The organism is Halomonas garicola (assembly GCF_031935715.1).
In the GTDB taxonomy this organism is placed as follows: domain Bacteria; phylum Pseudomonadota; class Gammaproteobacteria; order Pseudomonadales; family Halomonadaceae; genus Vreelandella; species Vreelandella garicola.
Genome location: NZ_JASSZF010000004.1, coordinates 43,973 through 65,599 on the forward strand (window position 1 = coordinate 43,973; position 21,627 = coordinate 65,599).

The following is a 21,627-nucleotide window of genomic DNA, read 5'->3' on the forward strand; positions in this document are numbered from 1 at the left end:
GACACAACATGTCGACAACACCGTCGTTTGACCTGATGATTTTTGACTGGGACGGCACCCTGATGGACTCGGTGCCGCGTATTGTTTCCAGCATGCAGGCGGCCGCCCGGGACGCCGAGTGGGGCGAGCTTGCCCCCGAAGCCGTGGAAAACATCGTCGGGCTGGGGCTGCCCGAAGCGGTGGATATCCTTTGTCCGGGCATTACCGCGGCGCACTCGGCGCGCCTGCGCGAGCGCTACGCGCACTACTTCGTTCACGCCGATGCCACCCCCATGGCATTTTTCGACGGCGTTGAGGCCCGTCTCGAGCGCCTGCATCGCCAGGGGGCTCCTCGGCTTGCCGTGGCCACGGGCAAGACCCGCCGCGGCCTCGACCGGATTTTCACCGAGACCGGAAGCGCCCGCTGGTTTCACTCAAGCCGTACCGCCGATGAGACCCGCTCCAAGCCGGACCCGCTGATGCTTGACGAGCTGCTCGACGAGCTCGGCGTGTCCGCCAGCCGGGCGCTCATGATCGGCGATACCGAATACGACATGGCCATGGCGCGCGCGCTGAATATGCCCCGGGTGGGGGTGAGCTACGGCGTGCACGAAAGCGAGCGCCTGGCGGCCTTTGAGCCGCTGCATATTGCCCACGATATTGACGGGCTGTTTGATTGGCTGGACGCGTCAGCGGTAAAGGCAGCGCCCGCGACGGCGCCGTAACAGCCGCGACCTGACAAAGGAGGCAGCATGAGCGACGAGCCAACCGGCAACGGCAGGGGAGAGGGGCCCCGCGGGGCTACTTCTGACCCCTGGACCGAAAACGAAGCGGTGTCTGACAAGGCATCTGCCGAGGCGGGCCACCCGGGCGATGATGCCGCCACGCTGCGCGAGCGCCAGCGCTTGCAGCAGCTGGAAATGATGGACCGCTGGATCGGCGGGGTGCTGACCGAGCAGCGCCGCAGCCGGCGCTGGAAGATCGCCCTGCGACTTATGCTGCTGGCGCTGGTGCTGGCGTCGGTGCTGCTTAGCGTCTACAGCCTGTTCGGCGACAGGTCGGCAACGGCGGTGAGCGCGCAGCCGCACCTGGGCGTGGTCGAGGTCGAGGGCGCCATTGCCGACGATTCGCCGGCCAACGCCGAGCGGCTTATTCGCGGGCTCAATCGCGCCTGGGAGGCGAATAACGCCAGGGCGGTGGTGCTGCACATCAATAGCCCCGGCGGCAGCCCGGTGCAGTCCCAGCGCGTCTTCGCCGAAGTCATGCGCCTGCGCGAGGCGGGCAACAAGCCGATCATCGCGGTGATTGAAGATATCGGCGCCAGCGGCGCCTACTATATTGCCGCGGCCGCCGATGAGGTGGTGGCGTCGCCGGCGAGCCTGGTGGGCTCCATCGGCGTGATCTACTCGGGTTTTGGCCTGCAGCAGGCCATCAACAAGCTGGGCGTCGAGCGCCGGGTAATGACCGCCGGGGAAAACAAGGCGTTTCTTGATCCGTTTCAGCCGCTTGACGAGGACACCGAGGCGTTCTGGCAGTCGGTGCTGAATACCACCCATCAGCAGTTCGTGGCCGACGTGAAGGCCGGCCGCGGCGAGCGCCTGAGCGAGGATCCGCGGCTGTTCTCGGGGCTGGTGTGGAGCGGCGAGCAGGCCATCGAGCTGGGGCTGGTCGACCGCCTGGCCAATATCGAAGAGGTGGCGCGCGACTATACCGACGGCGTGCACCGGGAGGATTACACCCCGGCGCTTGGCCCGCTTGACCAGCTGTCGCGCCGCTTTGCTCGTACCGCGGCCCGGGTGCTCGGCGTTTCCACCTCGCCGTCACCGCTGCAGTTCTCCGTCGATCGCTGACGGGAAGCGCTGCGGCCTCGAACCCCCGCTCAGGCTTTGACACCGGCGGGGGGAGTGCCTATCATTGCGCGCCTATGTTGACCTCACGACTTCCTAGCCGGGTAGAGCCTTACAAGCTTGCTGCCCGCCACGAACGACTCGAAGGCCTGGTAGCGCTCAGCGGCCTTGCCCGTCTAGCCGAAGAAGCCGGCCCGCAGTCGGGTGACTGCCGCGTCGTGCTTGAGTTCGGCATTGACGCCCAGGGTCGCCGCGAAATACACGGCTCGCTCGACGCCGCGCTGATGCTCGCCTGCCGGCGCTGCCTGGCGCCCATCGAGCAGCCGGTAGAGAGCGATTTTCTGCTGGGCATGGTGGCCGACGAGGCGCTCGCCGGCGAGCTGCCCGCAAGCCACGAGCCGGTGCTGGTAGAAAACGAGCAGCTTAACTTGCTGACGCTGGTTGAGGACGAGCTGATTCTGAGCCTGCCCCAGGTGATCTATCACGATGAAGCCGACTGCCTTGTACCCGCGGAGCAGCTGGTCAGCAAGGCGGACGAACCCGAAGAAGACGCCTCGGCGTCTGACGAGAATCCTTTTGCGGTGCTTCGCACCCTGAAAGACAAGCAATAACTCCCTTTTACCCTTCCTGGAGTAATGTCCCATGGCAGTTCAAAAGAACCGTAAAACCCGTTCCGCCCGCGGCATGCGTCGCAGCCACGACTCGCTGAGCGCACCGACGATTTCCGAGGACAAGGAAACCGGCACCAAGCACCTGCGTCACCACGTGGCGTCTGACGGTTACTACCGCGGCCGCAAGGTCGTCGAGGTATAAGATCCAGTGTCTGATGCGCGAAGAAAGCCCGGCGACGCGTGCGCATAGCCATTGATGTCATGGGAGGCGATCACGGCTCCCGCGCCATCATTCACGGCGCTGCGCGCGCGGCGCGGGAAGACCCCGCGCTGGTGCTTGAACTGTTCGGCCCTCGTCAGCACATACAGGCCGAGCTTTCACGCTTGCCGCAGCCCCTGGCTGCGGCAGCGTCGCGTTTAATACCCCGGGATGCCGCCGACGGCGTGCCGGCGGAGGCCACGGCGGCCTGGGCGCTGCGCCACGGCCGCGATACCAGTATGGCCTGCATGCTCGACGCCCTCGGCGACAGCCGCGAAGGGCTTGATGCCGCCGTCAGCGCCGGCAACACCGCGGCGCTGGTGGCGCTGTCGCGTCGCTCTCTGGGCACGCTTCCGGGCGTCAGCCGGCCGGCTATCAGCACGGCCATACCGGCCCGCCGCCGGCGGCAGTGCTACCTGCTGGATCTGGGCGCCAACGTCGATTCGCCGGCGCGCCGCTTGGCGGACTTTGCCCTCATGGGGGCCGCCATGGCGCAAAGCGTGGACGACCTGGAGAGGCCGCGCGTCGCTCTTTTGAACGTGGGCGCCGAGGCGACCAAGGGCAGCGCCGAGCTGCGCGAAGCCGATGCTATCCTGCGCCGCTACGCCGCCGCCGGGGCGTTTGACTACCGCGGCTACGCCGAAGGCGGCGATCTTTACAGCGGCTCGCTTGACGTCATGGTATGCGACGGCCTGGTGGGGAACGCCGTGCTCAAGGCAAGCGAAGGCCTTGCCGGCATGCTGGTCGAGCGCGTGCAGGAGGCGTTCGAAGCCCGGCTCAGCGGCCGGCTGGCTAGCCTTTTGGCCCGGCCGGTGCTCAGGCGGCTGAAGCGCGAGCTCGACCCCGTGCGCTATAACGGTGCCAGCCTGCTGGGGCTATCGCGCATTGTGGTCAAAAGCCACGGCGGTGCCCATGCGGAAGGCTTCTACTATGCGATACGGCGGGCGATGCAGGAAGTTGAGCACGACCTGCCCGGCCGCCTCGCCGAACGCTGGCAGTCGATGCCTTAGCCGACCCGCTGCGCTCAAGCGGGAACGCGCCAGGCGCGAATGCCGAGAAAAGCCAACAAGAGCAAAGGTGAAACGACATGTCTCAACCCCTTGCCCTCATGTTTCCCGGGCAAGGCTCTCAGCAGCTGGGCATGCTGCGAGAGCTGGCGGAACGCTACAGCGTGGTGGGAACCACGTTTAACGAAGCGTCGGACGCGCTGGGCTATAACCTGTGGAAGGTCGTTCAGGAGGGGCCGGAGGCCTCGCTGAACGCCACCGCCTGCACGCAGCCGGCGCTGCTCGCGGCAAGCGTGGCGGTGTGGCGCGTGTGGCAGGAGCTGGAAGGCCCGCGGCCCGACGTCATGGCCGGGCACAGCCTGGGCGAATACAGCGCCATGGTCTGCGCCGGCGTGATGAGCTTTGCCGAAGGGGTGCGCCTGGTGCGCCTGCGCGGCGATGCCATGCAGCAAGCCGTGCCCCAGGGCGAAGGCGGCATGGCGGCGATTCTGGGCCTTGACGACCAGGCGGTGGAAGCGGCCTGCGCCGAGGCCGCCCAGGGCGAAGTCGTGTCCGCGGTCAACTATAATGCCCCGGGCCAGGTGGTTATCGCCGGGAGCAAGGCGGCGGTGGAGCGTGCCATTGGCGCCTGCCAGCAGGCCGGTGCCAAGCGGGCGCTGGCGCTGCCGGTATCGGTCCCGTCGCACTGCGAGCTGATGCGTCCGGCAGCCGAGCAGCTGGCCGACGCTCTGGGCAAGGTCACGCTGCGGGCGCCGCGCTATACCGTGATCCAGAACGTCGATGCCCGCGCCCATAGCGACACCGACGCGCTGCGCACCCGCCTGATCGAGCAGCTCTATCAGCCGGTGCGCTGGAGCGAGTGCGTGCTGGCGATGCAGGAGCAGGGTGCCGGGGTATTCGTCGAGTGCGGGCCGGGCAAGGTGCTGACCGGCCTTAACAAGCGTATCGTGCGCGGCAGCAAAGGGCTTGCGGTCAACGATCCGGAGAGCCTCGATGCCGCGCTGGAGCTGGCCCGCGCCGACGTTGCCGGCGAAGGCTGACCATCCTCTGATTCTTGAGTAGGGCATAGTGCAATGACACAGGAAGAGACCACCCGGCAGCGCCGGGTAGCGCTGGTAACCGGGGCCACCCGGGGTATTGGCCGTGCCGTGGCATACGAGCTTGGCCGCCAGGGGCGCATCGTTGTGGGCACGGCGACCAGCGACGCCGGCGCGGAAAAAATCAATGCCGCTCTGGCAGAGCAGGGCATTGAAGGGGCCGGTATGTGCCTCAACGTTACCGACCAGGCAAGCATCGACGCCGTGCTCAAGGCGATTGGCGAGCGCTTCGGCGCGCCGACTATCCTGATCAACAACGCCGGCATTACCCGGGACAATCTGCTGATGCGGATGAAAGAGGATCAGTGGGGCGAGGTGATGGACACCAACCTGACGTCGGTCTATCGCCTGAGCAAGGCCTGCCTGCGCGGCATGACCAAGGCGCGTTTCGGGCGCATTGTCTCGATCAGCTCGGTGGTCGCCACCATGGGCAACCTGGGGCAGAGCAACTATGCGGCGGCCAAGGCAGGCATGGAAGGCTTCAGCCGCGCGCTCGCCAGGGAAGTGGCCTCGCGGGCGATCACGGTCAACGCCGTGGCGCCGGGGTTTGTCGCCACCGACATGACCGAGTCGCTGCCTGAAGTGCAGAAAGAGGCGCTGCTGGCGCAAATTCCGCTGGCGCGCCTGGGTGAACCCGATGAAATTGCCGCGGCCGTGGGCTTTTTGACCAGCGACGGCGCCGGCTATATCACCGGTGAAACGCTGCACGTCAACGGCGGTATGAATATGCGTTGATGCCCTTTGAAATGGCGGTTGCGTCAGCTCAAGGGCGTCTATAAACTACCCGCAGCTTTTGGCTTGCGGTTTCCCAATAGCCGGCACTGACACGGCTGACGAGAATGACTGGAGTACGTTGATGAGTACTATTGAAGAGCGCGTAAAGAAAGTTGTGGCCGAGCGTCTGAACGTCAAGGAAGAAGACATTCAGAGCAGCTCTTCCTTTACCGAAGATCTGGGCGCGGACTCGCTGGACACCGTCGAGCTGGTCATGGCGCTGGAGGAGGAATTCGACACTGAAATTCCCGATGAAGAAGCGGAAAAGATCACCACGGTTCAGGAAGCTGTCGACTACGTGAACACCCACCAGTAAGGGTCGTGTCGCAGTGACAAACCGGGGCGGTGCAGTCGCCCACATAAAAGCCGTCCTGTCATGGGCGGCTTTTTGTTTGCCGGCTGAATACAGCAGATAAATTTCGTTATACTGTGGCGCTTGATATCTGCGCTGTTTACGCTGCAGCCAGTGCCCCCCAAGCGGGTTACGTCACCAAGGATGCCTGGAGGAAAGCTGATGGCACGAAAAAGGGTAGTGGTAACCGGGCTAGGCCTGGTGACCCCGGTCGGGAATACCGTTGACCGGTCATGGGCCAACATCGTGGCCGGCAAGAGCGGCATCGCTCCCATCGAGCACTTCGATACCGAAGGGTTCAACACGCGCTTTGGGGGGTCGATCAAGGAGTTTGACGTGTCGGCCTATCTCAACCCCAAGGACGCTCGCAAGATGGACCTCTTTATCCAGTACGGCATGGTCGCCGGGGCCCAGGCGATCGCCGATTCGGGCATCGAGTGCCGCGAGGACAACGCCGAGCGCATCGGCGTGGCCATCGGCTCCGGCATCGGCGGGCTGCCGATGATCGAGCACAACCACAAGGCGCTGGAAAAGAGCGGCCCGCGGCGTATCTCGCCGTTTTTCGTGCCCGGGTCCATCATCAACATGATTTCCGGCAACATGGCGATCCAGCATGGCTTCAAGGGTCCCAATATTGCCATTACCACCGCCTGCACCACGGGCACCCACAACATCGGCTACAGCGCGCGGACCATTGCCTACGGCGACGCTGACGTGATGGTCTGCGGCGGCGCCGAAATGGCCACCACGCCGCTGGGACTGGGCGGCTTTTCCGCGGCCCGGGCGCTTTCCACCCGCAACGACGACCCCGAAGCGGCCAGCCGCCCCTGGGACGTCGACCGCGACGGCTTTGTGCTCTCGGACGGCGCCGGCGTGCTGGTGCTGGAAGAGTACGAGCATGCCAAAGCCCGCGGCGCGACGATCTACGCCGAAATGAGCGGCTTTGGCATGAGCGACGACGCCTTCCACATGACCGCCCCACCCGTGGACGGCAGCGGGGCGGCGCTGTCCATGCGCAACGCCATCAAGGATGCCGGTATCGATCCTTCCCGTGTGGACTACATCAACGCCCACGGCACCTCGACGGCTTCCGGCGATCTGGCCGAGAGCCGCGCCATCGAGCAGGTGCTGGGCGAGGCCTCGTCCCGGGTGGCGGTGAGCTCGACCAAGTCGATGATCGGCCATCTGCTGGGCGCGGCCGGCGCGGTGGAGGCGGTGTTCAGTGTGCTCTCCCTTCGCGACCAGGTCGCGCCGCCGACCATCAACCTGGATAACCCCCAGGAAGGCTGCCGCCTGGACTACGTGCCGCATACCGCCCGGGACATGCGCATCGACGTGGCGCTATCCAACTCCTTCGGCTTTGGCGGCACCAACGGGTCGCTGCTGTTTCAGAAGGTTTAAGTTTCAGAGGGTCTAGGGGCAGCCGCTTCAGGCCGTCCAGGATACGGAGGAGCCAATGGCATCAGCGGATCAGGTGCCGCTTGACGATCGCGGCCTGGCCTTCGGCGACGGCGTGTTTGAAACCGTGCTGATGCGCGACGGCGTCCCGCTGCTGTGGCCCCGGCACCGCGCGCGGCTGCGCCACGGCTGTCAGGCGCTGGGCATCCCGCCCCCCGACGACGCCGCGCTCGAGGCCTGCTGGCAGGCCCCGGCAAGCGGGCTTGAAGTACTCAAGATCATGGTGACCCGGGGCAGCGGCGGGCGCGGCTATGCGCTGCCGGATTGCCAGCGGCCGCGGCTGCTGCACCGGCGCACGGCGTTTGCCCCGGCGCGCTCCCGCTGGCAGGGCGTCGACGTCTGCTTTTGCGCGCTGCGCCTGGCCCGCCAGCCGGCGCTTGCCGGCATCAAACACCTCAATCGGCTGGAAAACGTGTTGGCGCGCCGGGAGTGGCAGAGCGCCGACATCGCCGAAGGGCTGCTCGCCGATACCGACGGCAACCTCGTCGAGGCCACCGCCATGAACGTTTTCTGGCGAGCGGAGGGCGCCTACTGGACGCCGCCGCTCGACGCCAGCGGCGTCGCCGGCACCCTGCGCGCCGCGCTGCTGGATCAGGGCCGGGTACAGGAGGCGCCGCTCGGCGCCGAGGCGCTGCTCGAGTCGCCCGCCGTCGAGCAGCTGTTTGTGGGTAACTCGGTCCAGGGCCTGTGGCCGGTCAACGCCCTGGTCACGACCCAGGGCCGGCCCCTGCGGCGCTTTGCCGGAGCCGCCGGCGCGCCGCTGCAGGCCGACGCCCACGGCCTGCTGGGGTATCCAACTCTGTCCCGGGAGGACTGACGTGAAACGTATCCTGAAAGCTTTGGTCGTGCTGATCCTGCTGGGGGCCGCCGCGGCAGCGGGCGGCTACGCCTACTGGCAAAGCCGGCTGGCTGCGCCGCTGGCGCTGGACAAGCCCCTGCTGTACCAGGTGCCCGAGGGCGCCGGCTTCAATCAGGTAGTGGACGAGCTTGGCCGGCGCGGGGTGATTGCCGATCCCTGGGCGCTGAAGGTGCTGGCCCGGGCCGAGCCTGACAAGGTGCCCTCGCTGCGGGTGGGTGAATACCGGCTGACGCCGGAGATGGACAGCCGCGAACTGGTGACGCTGCTGGGCAGCAGCAACGTAGTGACGTACCCCCTCACCGTGCCCGAGGGCTGGACATTCGCCCAGATGCGCCGCCTGCTGGACAGCGCCGATAAGCTTGAGCACCGCACCGCCGAGATGAGCGACGATGAGGTGATGGCGCTGATCAATGCCGACAAGGAACATCCCGAAGGCTGGTTTTTCCCCGATACCTATCGCTATCACCTGGGGATGAGCGATACAGACATTCTGCGCCAGGCCCACCGGCGCATGCAGCGCATGCTCAAGGCCGCGTGGGAGAGCCGAGATGACGCGCTGCCGTTCGAGTCGGCTTATGAGGCGCTGATCATGGCGTCGCTGATCGAACGGGAAACCGGCGTACCCGCCGAGCGCCGGGAAATCGCCGGCGTGTTCGCCCGTCGCCTGGAGAAGGGCATGCGTCTGCAGACCGACCCTACGGTCATCTACGGCATGGGCAGCCGCTACGACGGCAACATTACCCGGGCCGACCTGCAGGAACCAACGCCCTATAACACCTACGTGATCAAGGGGCTGCCGCCCACGCCCATTGCCATGCCGGGGAAGGCAGCCCTTGAGGCCGCGGTGAGCCCCGAGGACGGCAAATCGCTGTACTTTGTGGCCAAGGGCGACGGCTCGCATCATTTTTCGGGCAGCCTGCGCGAGCACAACAACGCGGTGAATCGCTTTATTCGCAGCGAGCGCGAGGACGACTCGGGCAGCGATGACTAACTTGACACATGGCCTGACACCCGGCCTGACAAACGGCGGCGAGGTATCCATGACCCAGCGCGGGCGCCTGATCACCCTGGAAGGCGGAGAAGGCGTAGGCAAGTCAACCAACATGGCCTTTGTTAGCGCCTGGCTTGAGGCCCGGGGGATCGAGGTGGTGCGCACCCGGGAGCCGGGCGGCACGCCGCGCGCCGAGGCCATTCGCGAGCTGCTGCTCGATCCGGCTCCCGCCGAGCCGCTGGCCGCGGACGCCGAACTGCTGCTGATGTTTGCCGCCCGGGCCCAGCATCTGGCGGAGAAAATTCGCCCGGTGCTTGAGCGCGGCGCCTGGGTGGTGTGTGACCGCTTCACCGACGCCACCTACGCCTACCAGGGCGGCGGGCGCGGGCTTGACGCCGAACGTATCGCCGTACTCGAGCGTTTTGTCCAGCGGGGCATGACGCCGGATTTAACCCTGCTGCTGGATATGCCCGTTGACGCTGCGTCGCGCCGGGTCAGCCAAAGAGCGGATGCCGGGGGCGGGGCGCGTGACCGATTTGAGCGCGAGCGCGGGGCGTTTTTTGCCGCGGTGCGCCACGCCTACCGCAGGCGAGCCGAGGCCGAGCCCGAGCGTTTTGCCCTGATTGATGCCGCCCAGCCACTGTCGGCGGTACAGTGCGAGCTTGCCACCGTCCTCGACCGGCGGACGGCACCATGGCGCTAGCGCCGGAGGACAGGCTGCCGCTGCCCTGGCACCGGCCGCTCTGGGAGCGTTTGTGGCAGCTCGAGCAAAGCGGCCGGCTGCCCCATGCGCTTTTGCTAAGCGGCCCCCGAGGCGTGGGCAAGCAGGTGCTGGCCGAGGCGCTGGTGGCGCGTCTTCTGTGCGCCGCCGACACGGCCACGGCCTGCGGGCGGTGCCACGCCTGCCGGATGCTGGGCGCGGGCTATCACCCCGACCTCATGCGCATTGTCCCCGACGAGGGCAAGCGCCAGATCCGCATCGACAGCGTGCGCGAGGTCAACCGCTTTGTCGCCCAGACCGCCCAGCAAAGCGGCTACCGGGTGATCATCATTGCCCCGGCCGAAGCGATGAACGTGGCGGCCAGCAACGCGCTGCTGAAAAGCCTGGAGGAGCCGGGGCGCAATACCCTTTTCGTGCTGCTCTCCGACGTGCCCTCGCGGCTGCTGCCCACGATTCGCTCGCGCTGTCAGCAGTGGTCGCTTAAGCCGGTGGCGCTTGACGACTGCCGCGCCTGGCTTGCCGGGCAGCTGCAGGGGGACGACGACGAGGCGCGCTTCTGGTGGCAGGTGGCGGGGGGCCTGCCGCTGCTCGCCCTCGAGCTTGCCGGCCCGGAAGCCCGGGCCCTGCGTCAGCAGCTCCACGACTGCTTCGAGCAGCTGGTGCGCGGCGCCGAGCCGATCTCCGAGGCGGCACGGTTTGACCGCCAGGCGGCAGATGCCATCCTGTGGTACGGTATCGCCTGGCTTGAGGATCTGATCGGCTTTGGCCTGTCCGGCGACAGCCGGCGGCTGCGCAATCCCGATCTGGTGCCGCTGTATCGTCAGGCGGCGAAGAACGCCCGGGTGCAGGACTGGTTCCGGCTGCTCGACTACGCCCGGGAGCAGCGGCGCCTGCTGGCGGTAGGCGCCAACCCCAATCCGCAGCTGGTGCTGGAAGCCTGGCTGGTGCGCTGGTCGGCGCTGCTGCGCTCTTGAAGGAGGCTTGCTGTGAGCACGCAAAAACTGCTGACAACGGCGCTGCCCGACGTACCTGCGCTGCTGTCGATGTACATGCCGTTTCTCGAGCGCGGCGGCCTTTTTGTGGCCACCCCCGAGCGCTGCATGCTGGGCGATCCGGTTATCCTGATGCTGACCCTGCCCGGTGATGACCAGGAGCTGACGGTAAACGGCAGCGTGGTATGGATTTCGCCCGACGGCGTCACCGGACGACGCCAGCCCGGCGTCGGCGTGCACTTCAGCCAGCAGGACTACAACGTGCGCGACCGCATTGAGACGCTGCTTGCCGGCCAGCTGGACGGCGCCGCCGCTACCTGCACGCTGTAAACGTCCATTTTTACCCAGGCGAAGTGCCCCATGTTTGTTGATTCCCACTGCCATCTCGACCGCCTTTCCGACAAGACCCACGGCGGCGACGTTGCCGCCACGCTTGACGTGGCCCGCCGGGCGCAGGTCAGCCAGTTTCTCGCCGTCTGCGTGAGTCTGGATGACATGCCGGGGCTTGCCGCGCTGTCCCGGGAGCACGACGACGTGGTGATCTCGGCGGGTCTGCACCCGCTACATACCTCGGCCGACGAACCTGACATCGACGCTATCATGGACGCCGCCACCCGCTTTGACGCGGTGGCCATCGGCGAAACCGGGCTGGATTACCACTACCGCGAAAGCGTACCCGCGGACGTACAGCACGCGCGCTTTGAGCGCCACCTGATCGCCGCCCGCAAGCTGGGGCTGCCGGTGATCGTGCATACCCGCGACGCCCAGGAGGACACCCTGGCCCTGCTGGAAAAGCACCTGGACCCAAGCGTCGGCGGCGCACTTCACTGCTTCACCGAAGACCTTGACATGGCCCGCCGGGCGGTGACACTGGGGCTTTATATTTCGCTTTCCGGCATTGTTACCTTTGCCAGCGCCAAGGCCCTGCGCGACGTGGCGCGCCGGCTGCCGTTGGATCGTTTGCTGATCGAAACCGACAGCCCCTATCTCGCCCCGGTGCCGCATCGGGGCAAGCCCAACGAGCCGGCCTGGGTGGTCGAAGTCGCCGAGTGCATCGCCGAAGCGCGCGGCATCAGCGTAGACGAAGTGGCGATGCAGACCACGGCCAACTTCTATCGCCTGTTTCGCGCCGCCGCGCCCGAGGTGACGGCCGAGCAGCGCGACTCGCTGAGCCGGGCCGGGCTGGTATAGCGGCGCTGCCGGGCGCCATTGACGCTAACCCCGCGCCGGGACAGGGACCGGCGCCGGGGTGGGAATCACGGGAGGTTAGCATGCACCTTGAGCATTTGCTGAAACACGGCGAGAGCGCCGCGAAGATACCGCCGGTAGACCAGTGGCAGCCGCCGTTTTGCGGCGACATGCCGCTGACCATCCGCGCCGACGGTAGCTGGTGGCACCAGGGCGAGCCGTTTACCCGTCCGGAGCTTGTGCGGCTGTTGGCAAGCCTGATGCGCCGCGATCCGGAAGGGGTGTGCCTGGTCACCCCCGCCGAACGCGTGCGCATCGAAGTGGAAGACCGCCCGCTGATGGTCGTCGCCGCCCGGCAGGAGGGCGACGGCTGGTGGCTGACCACCGGGCAGGGCGACGAGTTTGCGCTGGACGCTGACCATCAGCTGACGATGACGCGCACGCCCGCCGGCGACGAGGCGCCGGAAGTCCCGGTACGTTTTGGCCTGACGGCCAGGCTCAACTGCAACGTCTACTATCAGCTGGTGGACGCCGCCAGCCTGCGCCAGAGCGATGATCACACCCAGGTCGGAATCGAAAGCGGCGGGGTCTGGCACGTGCTGGGCACGCTCGACGACGACGAGGCGCTGTGAAGCTCACCGCGCAGCAGCAGGCGGTGATTCATCACGCCGGCGGTCACGCCCGGGTGGCGGCGGTAGCGGGGGCGGGCAAGACCACCACCATGGCGGCCCGAGTGCTGCATCTGCTGGCCAGCGGCGTGGCCCCCAGGCGCATGCTAGTGCTGATGTTCAACCGCTCGGCCCGGGAAGATTTCCAGCGCCGTCTGGCCGCTATGGCGCCGCCCGGGCAGGCGCTGCCCGACGTGCGCACCTTTCATTCGCTGGGCCACCGGCTAACCCAGAGCCTGTGCCGCTGGGGCGTGCTCGAGCCGCGCCGCCTGCTCTCGGCCGACTGGCAGCTCGAGCGCCTGCTGCGCCAGGCAAGCCTGAGCGTGCTGGAGCACGAGCGCGAGCGCCGGGATGCGGCCCTGGAGGGCGAGCGGCTGGAAACCCTGGCGCACTACTGCGCCCTGGTCAAGGCCGAGATGATCTCCCCGGAAGCGCTCTATCCGCGTCTCGATCTGGATCCCGACACGGACTATTTTCCCGCCGCCTTCCACGAAGCCGAGCGCCTGCTGCGCGACGACGGCGTGATGACCTACGCCGACCTCTTGTACCGACCGCTGCGGGCGCTGGAGGCCGACGATACCCTGCGCGCTCGGGTAGAGGGCTTTCTCGATCACGTCATCGTCGACGAGTACCAGGACATCAACGCCGCCCAGCAGCGTCTGCTGGCACTCCTTGCCGGCGGAAAAGCCGACGTCATGGCGGTGGGCGATGCCAACCAGTGTATCTATGAGTGGCGCGGCGCCCATCCCGACACCATGCTGGCCGACTTTACCGCGACCTTTGGCACAGCCCGGGACTACCCGCTGTCGATCACCTTTCGCCACGGCCACGCCCTGGCGCTGGCGGCCAACTACGCCATTGCCGCCAACCGCCGCCGGCCCGATCAGCTGTGCCTGGCCGGCCCGGCCAATCCGGCGACCCGGGTCACCGCAGGGCAGGGCAGCCGCGCGCTGCTGGATACGCTGATGGACTGGCAGGCCCGGGGGCGGCCGCTCGCCGAGGCCTGTCTTCTGGTGCGCAGCTGGGCGCTGTCGGTGCCGTTCCAGCTGGCGCTTCTGCAGGCCGGCTTGCCGTTTCGCCTCTCCCGGGAAGACCGCTTTGTCTTTCGCCTGCCGCTGGTGCAGGCGCTGGCCGGCTATCTTAAGCTCGCCCGCCAGCCGGGGCTGCTTCACGACCCCTCGCTGCTGCTGCTGCTGCTCTCTCAGCCGACGACCTTTGTCGCCCGGGAAAGGCTCTGGCGGCTGGCCTGCCGTCTGGCCGAGACCCAGCGCTGGCCCGAGCGCGGCGATCCACTGCTCACCGAGCTCAAGCCGATGCAGCGGCGCACGCTGAAAAAGCGCTGGGGGCTGCTGTGCGAGCTGCCAAGGCTCGGCGCCTGGCCGCCGGCGAAGCTGTTACGCCACGTGGTGGACGCCGTGGAAGCGGAAAAGGTGCTCAGGCGCGCGGCCGCCCGGCGCGACAAGGGCGAGGAAGACGTGCGCCTGCTCGACGTGCTGATCGAACAGGCGCAAAGCGTGCCGGACCCCGACGCCTTTATCGAGCTTCTGCAGCGGCCGGTGCATAACCAGGCCGGCGGCGTGCTGATCAGCACGGTACATGCCGCCAAGGGCCTTGAGTGGCCGCTGGTGGCGGTAGCTGGGATCAACGAAGAAGACTTTCCCCACTACAGCCGCGACAACCCCCTCACCGACGAGCGTCTGGAAGAAGAGCGCCGGCTGTTCTATGTGGGTATTACCCGGGCCCGGGAAGAGCTGCGGCTTATTCACGACGGCGGCGAGCACCGCCCCAGCCGCTTTCTGGCCGAGTGCGCCTGGCAGGATGCCATGGTCGTTGCCGGTCAGCTGGCCGCCGAGACACCGCCCGCCGCGCCGCTGACCGTGGGCTCGCCGGCTATTGCCCGGCGCTACCTGGAAGGCGTGGAGCGCAGTGACATAGCGCTCGAGGCGCTGCCCCAGGAAGCGGCCGCCGCGGCGCCGGTATCCGGCGGCTTCTTTCCCGGCCAGCGGCTGCGCCATGCGGTGTTTGGCGAAGGCGAGGTCGCCGCCGTGGAGGGCAATCCCGACGACCCGGTGATCGACGTGCGCTTTCTGCGGGCCGGCCGCCGGCGCCTGATGGCCCGGCGCGCGCCAATTGAATCCCTGGACAGCGCCGCGCCCTGAGCGCCAGCCTGCCTGTACTCAGCCACCACGGGAGCCATGCCATGTCACCTCCGCTGATTAGCGCCGAAGCCCTTGAGATCGCCCTTGATACCGCCCTTGCCGGCACGGCGCCGCTGGTGCTGGACTGCCGCGCGCGCCTTGATGACGCCGCTGCCGGCGAGACGCTGTGGGGCGAAGGCCATATCCCCGGGGCTCGGCACCTGGCGCTGGAAGGCGACTTGGCCGGTGCCCCGGGCGCCGGCGGGCGCCATCCGCTGCCGTCGGCCGAGGCGTTTACCCGCACCGTGCAGCGCCTGGGCATTGCTCCTGAGAAACCGGTGGTGGTGTATGACGACCGCGGCGGCCAGCTGGCAGCGGCGAGGGCCTGGTGGATGCTGGCCGTATGGGCCGGCCACCCGGACGTGCGCGTGCTCGACGGCGGGCTCTATGCCTGGGAGGCGCACGGCGGCGCGCTGGTGACGGCAACGGCAGCGCCGGCCCCGAGCGCCTGGCAGCCGCGCTTCAACGACGCCGCCTGGGTGGATGCCGATACCGTCGCCGGCGGCGAAGTGCTGCCGGTGGATGCCCGGGCGTCGGCGCGCTTTCGCGGCGAGAGCGAGCCCGTGGACCCGGTGGCCGGGCATATTCCCGGCGCGCGCAGCCGGCCAAGCGCCGACAACCTTACCGCCGAGGGTTATTTCAAATCCGCCGCCGCGCTCGACGCCGAGCTACCCCGGGCACCGGCCGTCGCGGCCTACTGCGGCTCCGGCATTACCGCCTGCCATAACGTGCTGGCCTACGCGGTGGCCGGGCGAGCGCTGCCGGCGCTTTACGCCGGCTCCTGGAGCGAGTGGATCACCGTGGCGTCGCACCCCGTGGCCACCGGCGACTCGCCCGGGTAGCGCGGCCCGCCCGCTTTTCCGCAGGCGCCGGCTTCTGATTGCGGGGCATGGCAGGCATAATATCGGCGTATGAACACTCCCTTGATCTTTATCGGCGTGCCTTAAGCGGCTGCCCCGCGACGCGCGGATAACGACGGGGAGTCGGCATTCCCTTCAGGTCAAGCGAGGCACCTATGAAAGTACTCGTCGCGGTGAAACGCGTCGTCGACCACAACGTCCAGATCCGGGTCAAGCCGGACGGTTCGGACGTGGAACTTACCCATGTCAAAATGGCCATGAACCCGTTTTGCGAAATTGCCGTGGAAGAGGCCGTGCGGCTGAAAGAGCAGGGCATGGCCAGCGAAATCGTCGCCGTGACCATTGGCCCCAAGGCGGCTCAGGAGCAGCTGCGTTCGGCCATTGCGCTGGGCGCCGATCGCGCCATTCACGTCCGAACCGATGAGCGCGTGGATTCCCACTGTGCGGCCAGGGTGCTGGCGCGGGTGGCCGAGCAGGAGCAGCCCGGCCTTGTGCTGCTGGGCAAGCAGGCCATCGACAGCGACAACAACCAGACCGGCCAGATGCTGGCTGCGCTGATGGGCGCCGCTCAGGGGGCCTTTGCCTCGGCGGTCGAGGTCGACGGCCAGGCGGTCACGGTCACCCGGGAAGTCGACGGCGGCCTGCAGACGCTGCGGCTTACGCTGCCGGCAGTGATTACCGCCGACCTGCGCCTGAACGAGCCGCGCTATGCCAAGCTGCCGGCGATCATGAAGGCCAAGAAAAAGCCGCTGGAGGACACCACCCCCGAAGCGCTCGGGGTCAGCGTGGCGTCGAACATCGAGCTGCTGGGCGTTGAGCCGCCGGAAGAGCGCCGGGGCGGCGTGAAGGTAGCCTCGGTGGATGAGCTGGTGGAAAAACTCAGGAATGAAGCAAAGGTGATTTCATGAGCATTCTGGTACTCGCCGATCTGGATGCCGGCCGGCTGGCCGGCGAGACAGCCCACGTGCTGGCGGCCGCCCGGGCCATCGGCGAAAGCGTGGACGTGCTGGTCGCGGGCAAGGAAGTGCAGGCCGCCGCCAGGGAGGCCGCCGCCCTTGACGGCGTGCGCCGGGTGCGCGTGGCAGATCACGACGTTTACGCCCACCGCCTGGCCGAGCCGGTGGGCGCACTGCTGGTCGCCCTTGCCGACGACTACACCCATGTGCTGGCAAGCACCTCCTCGGCGGGCAAGAACGTGCTGCCGCGCCTGGCCGCGCTAAAGGGCGTGGGCCAGGTGTCCGATATCATTGCCGTGGAGAGCGCCGATACCTTCAAGCGTCCGATCTACGCCGGCAACGCCGTGGCGCGGGTGAAAAATCACGAAGCGCTCAAGGTCATCAGCGTGCGCCCCAGCGCCTTTGATGCGGTGGCGCCGGCATCGGAGCCGGCGCCGGTGGAAGCGCTGGATATCGTCGTGGAAAACACCCTGGCGCAGTTTGTCGACGAGCAGCTGGCCGCAAGCGAGCGTCCCGAGCTTGGCGGCGCCAGCGTGATCGTGTCCGGCGGGCGCGGCATGGGCAACGGCGAGAACTTCAGGCTGCTGGGCGGCATTGCCGACAAGCTCGACGCCGCCATCGGCGCCTCCCGGGCGGCGGTAGACGCCGGCTATGTGCCCAACGACATGCAGGTCGGCCAGACCGGGAAGATCGTCGCCCCGGAGCTTTATATCGCCGTGGGCATCTCCGGGGCCATCCAGCACCTGGCCGGGATGAAAGACTCCCGGGTAATCGTCGCGATCAACAACGACGCGGAGGCGCCGATTTTCCAGATCGCCGACTATGGCCTGGTGGGTGACCTGTTCGACGTCCTTCCCGAGCTTGAGGGCAAGCTATAAGCATTTGAATATCCTTTCTTTTCGAAAAAGCCGCGCGCCGGGCAAAAGCGCCTTACGGCTTTTGTCCCGGCGGCGTATTCGATACACTCCCAGTAGCTGACAACGCCGCCAGGGGAAGGCGCCGGCGGGCAGGACGTGGTTGAAATCCTGCCGCCAAGGCCGCACCTTAGAAAGCGTTGGCAAGAGCAACGGTAAAACCATAACGCAAGGAGAGGATGCAATATGGCACATAAACTGCCCGAACTACCCTATGCCTACGATGCGCTGGAACCGCACATCGACGCGCTGACCATGGAAATCCACCATTCGCGTCACCACAACACCTATGTCAACAACCTCAACGCCGCGCTTGAAGGCACCGGCCTTGAAGACGTACCGGTCGATGAGCTGCTGGCAAGCCTTGACCGCGTCCCCGACGACAAGCGCCAGGCCGTGATCAACAACGGCGGCGGCGTGCACAACCACAGCATGTTCTGGCAGATGATGTCGCCCAACGGCGGCGGCCAGCCCCAGGGTGACGTGGCCAAAGCCATCGACGCCGAGCTTGGCGGCTATGAAGCCTTCCAGGACGCGCTGAAGAAAGCCGCGCTGGGTCGCTTCGGCAGCGGCTGGGCATGGCTCTCCGTCACCGGCGACAAAAAGCTGGTGGTGGAAAACACCCTTAACCAGGACAGCCCGATTTCCCACGGCAACACGCCGATCCTGGGGCTGGACGTCTGGGAGCACGCCTACTACCTCAAGTACCAGAACAAGCGTCCGGACTATATCGACGCTTTCTTCAACGTCATCAACTGGGAAGACGTCGAGCGTCGCTACCAGGCCGCCGTTGCCTGAATGACGCCGTGACGCTACTTCCACGGTAGCGCTATTCGACCGCCCGCTGGCTCCCAGCGGGCGGTTTTTTTATGTTGGGGCAATGGCTTTTCTGGCCTCGCCGTTCCGCCTGCCTAGCACAAAATCCACCGTCTCGGTAGCTTGACATCGGGCAATCTTTTGCTACCGGATAAAATCTATATATAGTGCCAAATACGGGTTGAAGTCGCATATATATACTATATATTGTGTGGAGTCGGCGGGCGCCACCGGCTTCTGCCTACGCGATTTGACAAGGCGATCTGATAAGGACAGAGGAGACAATCATGGCCATTACGGTGTATAGCGCTGCGGCCTGCGTGCAGTGCTCGGCGACCTACCGGGAAATGGAAAAGCGGGGCCTTTCTTATACCGTTATTAACGTCGACGAAACGCCCGTCGCTCGGGAAGACCTCGCGCGCCTGGGCTATCGCCAGCTGCCGGTGGTCACCGCGGGCGAGTCGCACTGGTCGGGCTTTCGCCCGGATCGCATTCGCGAACTTGCCGCCGCGACGGCATGAGCACCTCGCCCCAGCTGGTGTATTTCTCGACCAAGTCGGGCAATACCCGCCGCTTTGTCGAGAAGCTCGACCTGCCGGCGGCGCGCATCCCCTACGAGCACGACGCGCAGCCGCTCCAGGTGGCAACACCCTACATCCTTCTGGTGCCGAGCTACGGCGGCGGCAAGGTAGCGGGAGCCGTCCCCAAACCGGTCATTCATTTTTTGAACGATGCGCACAACCGGCGCTTTATCCGCGGCGTCATCGCCGCGGGCAATACCAACTTCGGCACCGCCTACGGCATTGCCGGTCGCATCGTCGCGGAGAAGTGCGACGTGCCGCTTTTATATCGCTTTGAGCTTTTCGGCACGCCGCAAGACGTCGTCAACGTTCGTCAGGGAGTTACCTCGTTTTGGCAACCACATCTGTAGCACCGGCGCCTTCCCAGCAGGCAGCAAAAACGCTGGACTACCACGCGCTCAACGCCATGCTCAATCTGTACGGCGCCGACGGCCGCCTGCAGCTGGACAAGGACCGCGAGGCGGCGCGCCAGTATTTTCTCCAGCACGTTAACCAGAACACGGTGTTTTTCCATTCGCTGGAAGAAAAGCTCGACTATCTCATGGAGGAAGGCTACTACGAAGCCGAGATGCTCGAGCAGTACGATGCGGCGTTTATCAAGGCGCTTTTTGAGCAGGCCTACGCCTGGAAATTTCGCTTTTCGAGCTTTCTCGGCGCGTTCAAGTATTACACCAGCTACACGCTCAAGACCTTTGACGGCAAGCGCTACCTGGAGCGCTTCGAGGACCGCGTCTGCATGGTGGCGCTGACGCTTGCCCGGGGCGATGAGGCGCTGGCAAAAGCGCTGGTCGACGACATCATCAACGGCCGCTTCCAGCCCGCCACGCCGACGTTTCTCAACTGCGGCAAGCGCCAGCGCGGCGAGCTGGTGTCGTGCTTTCTGATGCGTATCGAAGACAACATGGAGTCCATCGGCCGCTCGATCAACTCGGCGCTGCAGCTGTCCAAGCGCGGCGGCGGGGTGGCGTTTCTGCTCAGCAACATCCGTGAGCAGGGCGCGCCGATCAAGCGCATCGAGGATCAGTCGTCGGGCATCATCCCCATCATGAAGCTGCTGGAAGACGCGTTTTCCTACGCCAACCAGCTGGGCGCGCGGCAGGGCGCCGGGGCGGTTTACCTGAACGCCCACCACCCGGACATCCTGCGCTTCATGGACACCAAGCGGGAAAACGCCGACGAGAAAATCCGCATCAAGACGCTGTCCATGGGGGTGTCCATCCCCGACATCACCTTTGAACTTGCCAAAAGCAACGAGGAGATGTATCTGTTTTCGCCCTACGACGTCGAGCGCGTCTACGGCGTGCCGTTCGGCGATATCAGCGTCAGCGACCGCTACCATGAAATGGTCGCCGACAAGCGCATCCACAAGACCAAGATCAACGCCCGGGCGTTTTTCCAGACGCTTGCCGAGCTGCAGTTTGAATCCGGCTATCCCTACGTCTTGTTTGAAGACAGCGCCAACCGCGACAACCCCATCGCCGGGCGCATCAACATGAGCAATCTCTGCTCGGAGATTCTCCAGGTCAACACGCCCAGCCGCTACGACGAGGATCTTGGCTACGCGCACGTGGGCGAGGACATTTCCTGCAATCTAGGCTCGATGAACATCGCCAAGGTGATGGATGCCGGCGATATCGGCCGAAGCGTGGAGACCGCGGTGCGCGGCCTCACCGCCGTTTCCGAGATGAGCAACCTGACCTCGGTGCCGTCGGTGGCCAACGGCAACGCCCAGTCCCGAGCGATTGGCCTTGGGCAGATGAACCTCCATGGGTTTCTCGCCCGCGAGCATATCCACTACGGCTCGGAAGAAGGGCTCGACTTTACCAACCTCTACTTCTACACCGTGGCCTATCACGCCCTGCGCGCGTCCAATCGCCTGGCCATGGAAAACGGCGATACCTTCAGGGGGTTTGCCGACTCGCGCTACGCCGACGGCAGCTTTTTCGATAAATATACCGATCAGGCCTGGGCGCCGCGCACGGCCAGGGTCAGGGAACTGTTTGACCAGGCCGGCATAGCGCTGCCGACTCAGGACGACTGGCGCGATCTGAAAGCCTCGATCATGGCCCACGGCCTTTATAACCGCAATCTCCAGGCGATACCGCCCACGGGGTCGATTTCGTATATCAACCACTCGACGTCGAGCATTCATCCGGTGGCGGCCAAGATCGAGATCCGCAAGGAAGGCAAGCTCGGGCGGGCCTACTACCCGGCGCCGTATCTGAACGACGAAAACATGGCGTATTTCCAGGACGCCTACGAAATCGGCGCGGAAAAAATCATCGATACCTACGCCGAGGCCACAAAGCACGTGGATCAGGGGCTGTCGCTTACGCTGTTTTTCCCCGATACCGCGACCACGCGAGACATCAACCGAACCCAGATCTACGCCTGGCGCAAGGGCATCAAGACGCTTTACTACATTCGTCTGCGTCAGAGCGCGCTTGCCGGCACCGAAGTCGAAGGCTGCGTGTCCTGCACGCTGTAAAGGAGGAGAAC

Annotated in this window: 24 protein-coding genes; all 24 read left to right on the forward strand. The window is 66.0% G+C overall.

Annotated elements, in window-relative coordinates:
• The first annotated feature begins 8 nt into the window (after nucleotides 1-8).
• The 24 genes from RS027_RS02695 (at nucleotide 9) to nrdE (ending at nucleotide 21,616) form a co-directional block, all read left to right on the forward strand.
• Complete coding sequence (locus RS027_RS02695; RefSeq protein WP_311953673.1) at nucleotides 9-704, forward strand: HAD-IA family hydrolase; 696 nt, start codon at nucleotides 9-11, stop codon at nucleotides 702-704.
• 27 nt (nucleotides 705-731) lie between these two features.
• Nucleotides 732-1,829, forward strand: a complete 1,098-nt coding sequence (gene sppA, locus RS027_RS02700) for a signal peptide peptidase SppA (RefSeq protein ID WP_311953677.1) — start codon at nucleotides 732-734, stop codon at nucleotides 1,827-1,829.
• Nucleotides 1,830-1,903: 74 nt separating this feature from the next.
• The gene (locus RS027_RS02705; protein ID WP_311953681.1) at nucleotides 1,904-2,437 is read left to right on the forward strand and encodes a YceD family protein; all 534 of its coding nucleotides are present in this window, start codon (nucleotides 1,904-1,906) and stop codon (nucleotides 2,435-2,437) included.
• Nucleotides 2,438-2,468: 31 nt separating this feature from the next.
• Nucleotides 2,469-2,639: a 50S ribosomal protein L32 gene (gene rpmF / locus RS027_RS02710; RefSeq protein ID WP_311953686.1), complete on the forward strand. Its 171-nt coding sequence runs from the start codon at nucleotides 2,469-2,471 to the stop codon at nucleotides 2,637-2,639.
• Nucleotides 2,640-2,677: 38 nt separating this feature from the next.
• A complete protein-coding gene (gene plsX, locus RS027_RS02715) occupies nucleotides 2,678-3,706 on the forward strand; it encodes a phosphate acyltransferase PlsX (RefSeq protein WP_311953691.1) in 1,029 nt (342 codons plus the stop codon).
• A 77-nt stretch (nucleotides 3,707-3,783) separates the two neighbouring features.
• A complete protein-coding gene (gene fabD / locus RS027_RS02720; RefSeq protein WP_311953699.1) occupies nucleotides 3,784-4,743 on the forward strand; it encodes an ACP S-malonyltransferase in 960 nt (319 codons plus the stop codon).
• Nucleotides 4,744-4,776: 33 nt separating this feature from the next.
• Nucleotides 4,777-5,535, forward strand: a complete 759-nt coding sequence (fabG, locus tag RS027_RS02725; RefSeq protein WP_311953704.1) for a 3-oxoacyl-ACP reductase FabG — start codon at nucleotides 4,777-4,779, stop codon at nucleotides 5,533-5,535.
• Between the two features lie 121 nt (nucleotides 5,536-5,656).
• A complete protein-coding gene (gene acpP, locus RS027_RS02730; RefSeq protein ID WP_311953708.1) occupies nucleotides 5,657-5,890 on the forward strand; it encodes an acyl carrier protein in 234 nt (77 codons plus the stop codon).
• A gap of 198 nt (nucleotides 5,891-6,088) precedes the next feature.
• Entirely contained in the window at nucleotides 6,089-7,327 is a 1,239-nt protein-coding gene (fabF, locus tag RS027_RS02735; RefSeq protein ID WP_311953714.1) for a beta-ketoacyl-ACP synthase II, read from the forward strand.
• Between the two features lie 55 nt (nucleotides 7,328-7,382).
• Nucleotides 7,383-8,201 carry an aminodeoxychorismate lyase gene (gene pabC / locus RS027_RS02740; RefSeq protein WP_311953718.1) on the forward strand — a complete coding sequence of 273 codons (819 nt, stop codon included), beginning with the start codon at nucleotides 7,383-7,385 and terminating at the stop codon, nucleotides 8,199-8,201.
• A 1-nt stretch (nucleotide 8,202) separates the two neighbouring features.
• Nucleotides 8,203-9,234 carry an endolytic transglycosylase MltG gene (mltG, locus tag RS027_RS02745; protein WP_311953723.1) on the forward strand — a complete coding sequence of 344 codons (1,032 nt, stop codon included), beginning with the start codon at nucleotides 8,203-8,205 and terminating at the stop codon, nucleotides 9,232-9,234.
• Nucleotides 9,235-9,283: 49 nt separating this feature from the next.
• Nucleotides 9,284-9,937, forward strand: a complete 654-nt coding sequence (gene tmk, locus RS027_RS02750) for a dTMP kinase (protein ID WP_311954017.1) — start codon at nucleotides 9,284-9,286, stop codon at nucleotides 9,935-9,937.
• Nucleotides 9,928-10,929, forward strand: coding sequence for a DNA polymerase III subunit delta' (locus RS027_RS02755; RefSeq protein WP_311953727.1), 1,002 nt, complete (start codon nucleotides 9,928-9,930; stop codon nucleotides 10,927-10,929). Before tmk ends, RS027_RS02755 begins: the two co-directional genes overlap by 10 nt.
• Nucleotides 10,930-10,941: 12 nt before the next feature.
• Nucleotides 10,942-11,277, forward strand: coding sequence for a PilZ domain-containing protein (locus RS027_RS02760; RefSeq protein WP_311953730.1), 336 nt, complete (start codon nucleotides 10,942-10,944; stop codon nucleotides 11,275-11,277).
• 30 nt (nucleotides 11,278-11,307) lie between these two features.
• On the forward strand, nucleotides 11,308-12,138 hold the full coding sequence (locus RS027_RS02765) for a TatD family hydrolase (RefSeq protein WP_311953732.1): 831 nt from the start codon (nucleotides 11,308-11,310) through the stop codon (nucleotides 12,136-12,138).
• Nucleotides 12,139-12,218: 80 nt separating this feature from the next.
• A complete protein-coding gene (locus tag RS027_RS02770) occupies nucleotides 12,219-12,767 on the forward strand; it encodes a DUF1285 domain-containing protein (protein WP_311953739.1) in 549 nt (182 codons plus the stop codon).
• Entirely contained in the window at nucleotides 12,764-14,962 is a 2,199-nt protein-coding gene (locus RS027_RS02775) for an ATP-dependent helicase (RefSeq protein ID WP_311953743.1), read from the forward strand. Before RS027_RS02770 ends, RS027_RS02775 begins: the two co-directional genes overlap by 4 nt.
• A gap of 41 nt (nucleotides 14,963-15,003) precedes the next feature.
• Entirely contained in the window at nucleotides 15,004-15,843 is an 840-nt protein-coding gene (locus RS027_RS02780; protein ID WP_311953746.1) for a sulfurtransferase, read from the forward strand.
• Between the two features lie 173 nt (nucleotides 15,844-16,016).
• The gene (locus tag RS027_RS02785; RefSeq protein WP_311953748.1) at nucleotides 16,017-16,769 is read left to right on the forward strand and encodes an electron transfer flavoprotein subunit beta/FixA family protein; all 753 of its coding nucleotides are present in this window, start codon (nucleotides 16,017-16,019) and stop codon (nucleotides 16,767-16,769) included.
• Nucleotides 16,766-17,695 (forward strand): electron transfer flavoprotein subunit alpha/FixB family protein, encoded by a 930-nt coding sequence (locus RS027_RS02790; protein ID WP_311953750.1) that lies wholly within the window; start codon nucleotides 16,766-16,768, stop codon nucleotides 17,693-17,695. Before RS027_RS02785 ends, RS027_RS02790 begins: the two co-directional genes overlap by 4 nt.
• 222 nt (nucleotides 17,696-17,917) lie before the next feature.
• Nucleotides 17,918-18,529: a superoxide dismutase gene (locus RS027_RS02795; protein WP_311953752.1), complete on the forward strand. Its 612-nt coding sequence runs from the start codon at nucleotides 17,918-17,920 to the stop codon at nucleotides 18,527-18,529.
• A 305-nt stretch (nucleotides 18,530-18,834) separates the two neighbouring features.
• Nucleotides 18,835-19,068, forward strand: coding sequence for a glutaredoxin-like protein NrdH (gene nrdH / locus RS027_RS02800; protein ID WP_311953755.1), 234 nt, complete (start codon nucleotides 18,835-18,837; stop codon nucleotides 19,066-19,068).
• Nucleotides 19,065-19,478: a class Ib ribonucleoside-diphosphate reductase assembly flavoprotein NrdI gene (nrdI, locus tag RS027_RS02805; RefSeq protein ID WP_311953759.1), complete on the forward strand. Its 414-nt coding sequence runs from the start codon at nucleotides 19,065-19,067 to the stop codon at nucleotides 19,476-19,478. Before nrdH ends, nrdI begins: the two co-directional genes overlap by 4 nt.
• Nucleotides 19,460-21,616, forward strand: coding sequence for a class 1b ribonucleoside-diphosphate reductase subunit alpha (gene nrdE / locus RS027_RS02810; protein WP_311953765.1), 2,157 nt, complete (start codon nucleotides 19,460-19,462; stop codon nucleotides 21,614-21,616). The genes nrdI and nrdE overlap by 19 nt, the downstream gene beginning before the upstream one ends.
• The last annotated feature ends 11 nt before the right edge of the window (nucleotides 21,617-21,627 follow it).

Bases quoted from the DNA above. Each gene is read 5' to 3' on its own strand.
- RS027_RS02695 (WP_311953673.1), top strand. From the start codon at position 9: ATGTCGACAACACCGTCGTTTGACCTGATGATTTTTGACTGGGACGGC.
- sppA (WP_311953677.1), top strand. From the start codon at position 732: ATGAGCGACGAGCCAACCGGCAACGGCAGGGGAGAGGGGCCCCGCGGG.
- RS027_RS02705 (WP_311953681.1), top strand. From the start codon at position 1,904: ATGTTGACCTCACGACTTCCTAGCCGGGTAGAGCCTTACAAGCTTGCT.
- rpmF (WP_311953686.1), top strand. From the start codon at position 2,469: ATGGCAGTTCAAAAGAACCGTAAAACCCGTTCCGCCCGCGGCATGCGT.
- fabD (WP_311953699.1), top strand. From the start codon at position 3,784: ATGTCTCAACCCCTTGCCCTCATGTTTCCCGGGCAAGGCTCTCAGCAG.
- fabG (WP_311953704.1), top strand. From the start codon at position 4,777: ATGACACAGGAAGAGACCACCCGGCAGCGCCGGGTAGCGCTGGTAACC.
- acpP (WP_311953708.1), top strand. From the start codon at position 5,657: ATGAGTACTATTGAAGAGCGCGTAAAGAAAGTTGTGGCCGAGCGTCTG.
- fabF (WP_311953714.1), top strand. From the start codon at position 6,089: ATGGCACGAAAAAGGGTAGTGGTAACCGGGCTAGGCCTGGTGACCCCG.
- pabC (WP_311953718.1), top strand. From the start codon at position 7,383: ATGGCATCAGCGGATCAGGTGCCGCTTGACGATCGCGGCCTGGCCTTC.
- tmk (WP_311954017.1), top strand. From the start codon at position 9,284: ATGACCCAGCGCGGGCGCCTGATCACCCTGGAAGGCGGAGAAGGCGTA.
- RS027_RS02755 (WP_311953727.1), top strand. From the start codon at position 9,928: ATGGCGCTAGCGCCGGAGGACAGGCTGCCGCTGCCCTGGCACCGGCCG.
- RS027_RS02765 (WP_311953732.1), top strand. From the start codon at position 11,308: ATGTTTGTTGATTCCCACTGCCATCTCGACCGCCTTTCCGACAAGACC.
- RS027_RS02770 (WP_311953739.1), top strand. From the start codon at position 12,219: ATGCACCTTGAGCATTTGCTGAAACACGGCGAGAGCGCCGCGAAGATA.
- RS027_RS02780 (WP_311953746.1), top strand. From the start codon at position 15,004: ATGTCACCTCCGCTGATTAGCGCCGAAGCCCTTGAGATCGCCCTTGAT.
- RS027_RS02785 (WP_311953748.1), top strand. From the start codon at position 16,017: ATGAAAGTACTCGTCGCGGTGAAACGCGTCGTCGACCACAACGTCCAG.
- RS027_RS02790 (WP_311953750.1), top strand. From the start codon at position 16,766: ATGAGCATTCTGGTACTCGCCGATCTGGATGCCGGCCGGCTGGCCGGC.
- RS027_RS02795 (WP_311953752.1), top strand. From the start codon at position 17,918: ATGGCACATAAACTGCCCGAACTACCCTATGCCTACGATGCGCTGGAA.
- nrdH (WP_311953755.1), top strand. From the start codon at position 18,835: ATGGCCATTACGGTGTATAGCGCTGCGGCCTGCGTGCAGTGCTCGGCG.
- nrdI (WP_311953759.1), top strand. From the start codon at position 19,065: ATGAGCACCTCGCCCCAGCTGGTGTATTTCTCGACCAAGTCGGGCAAT.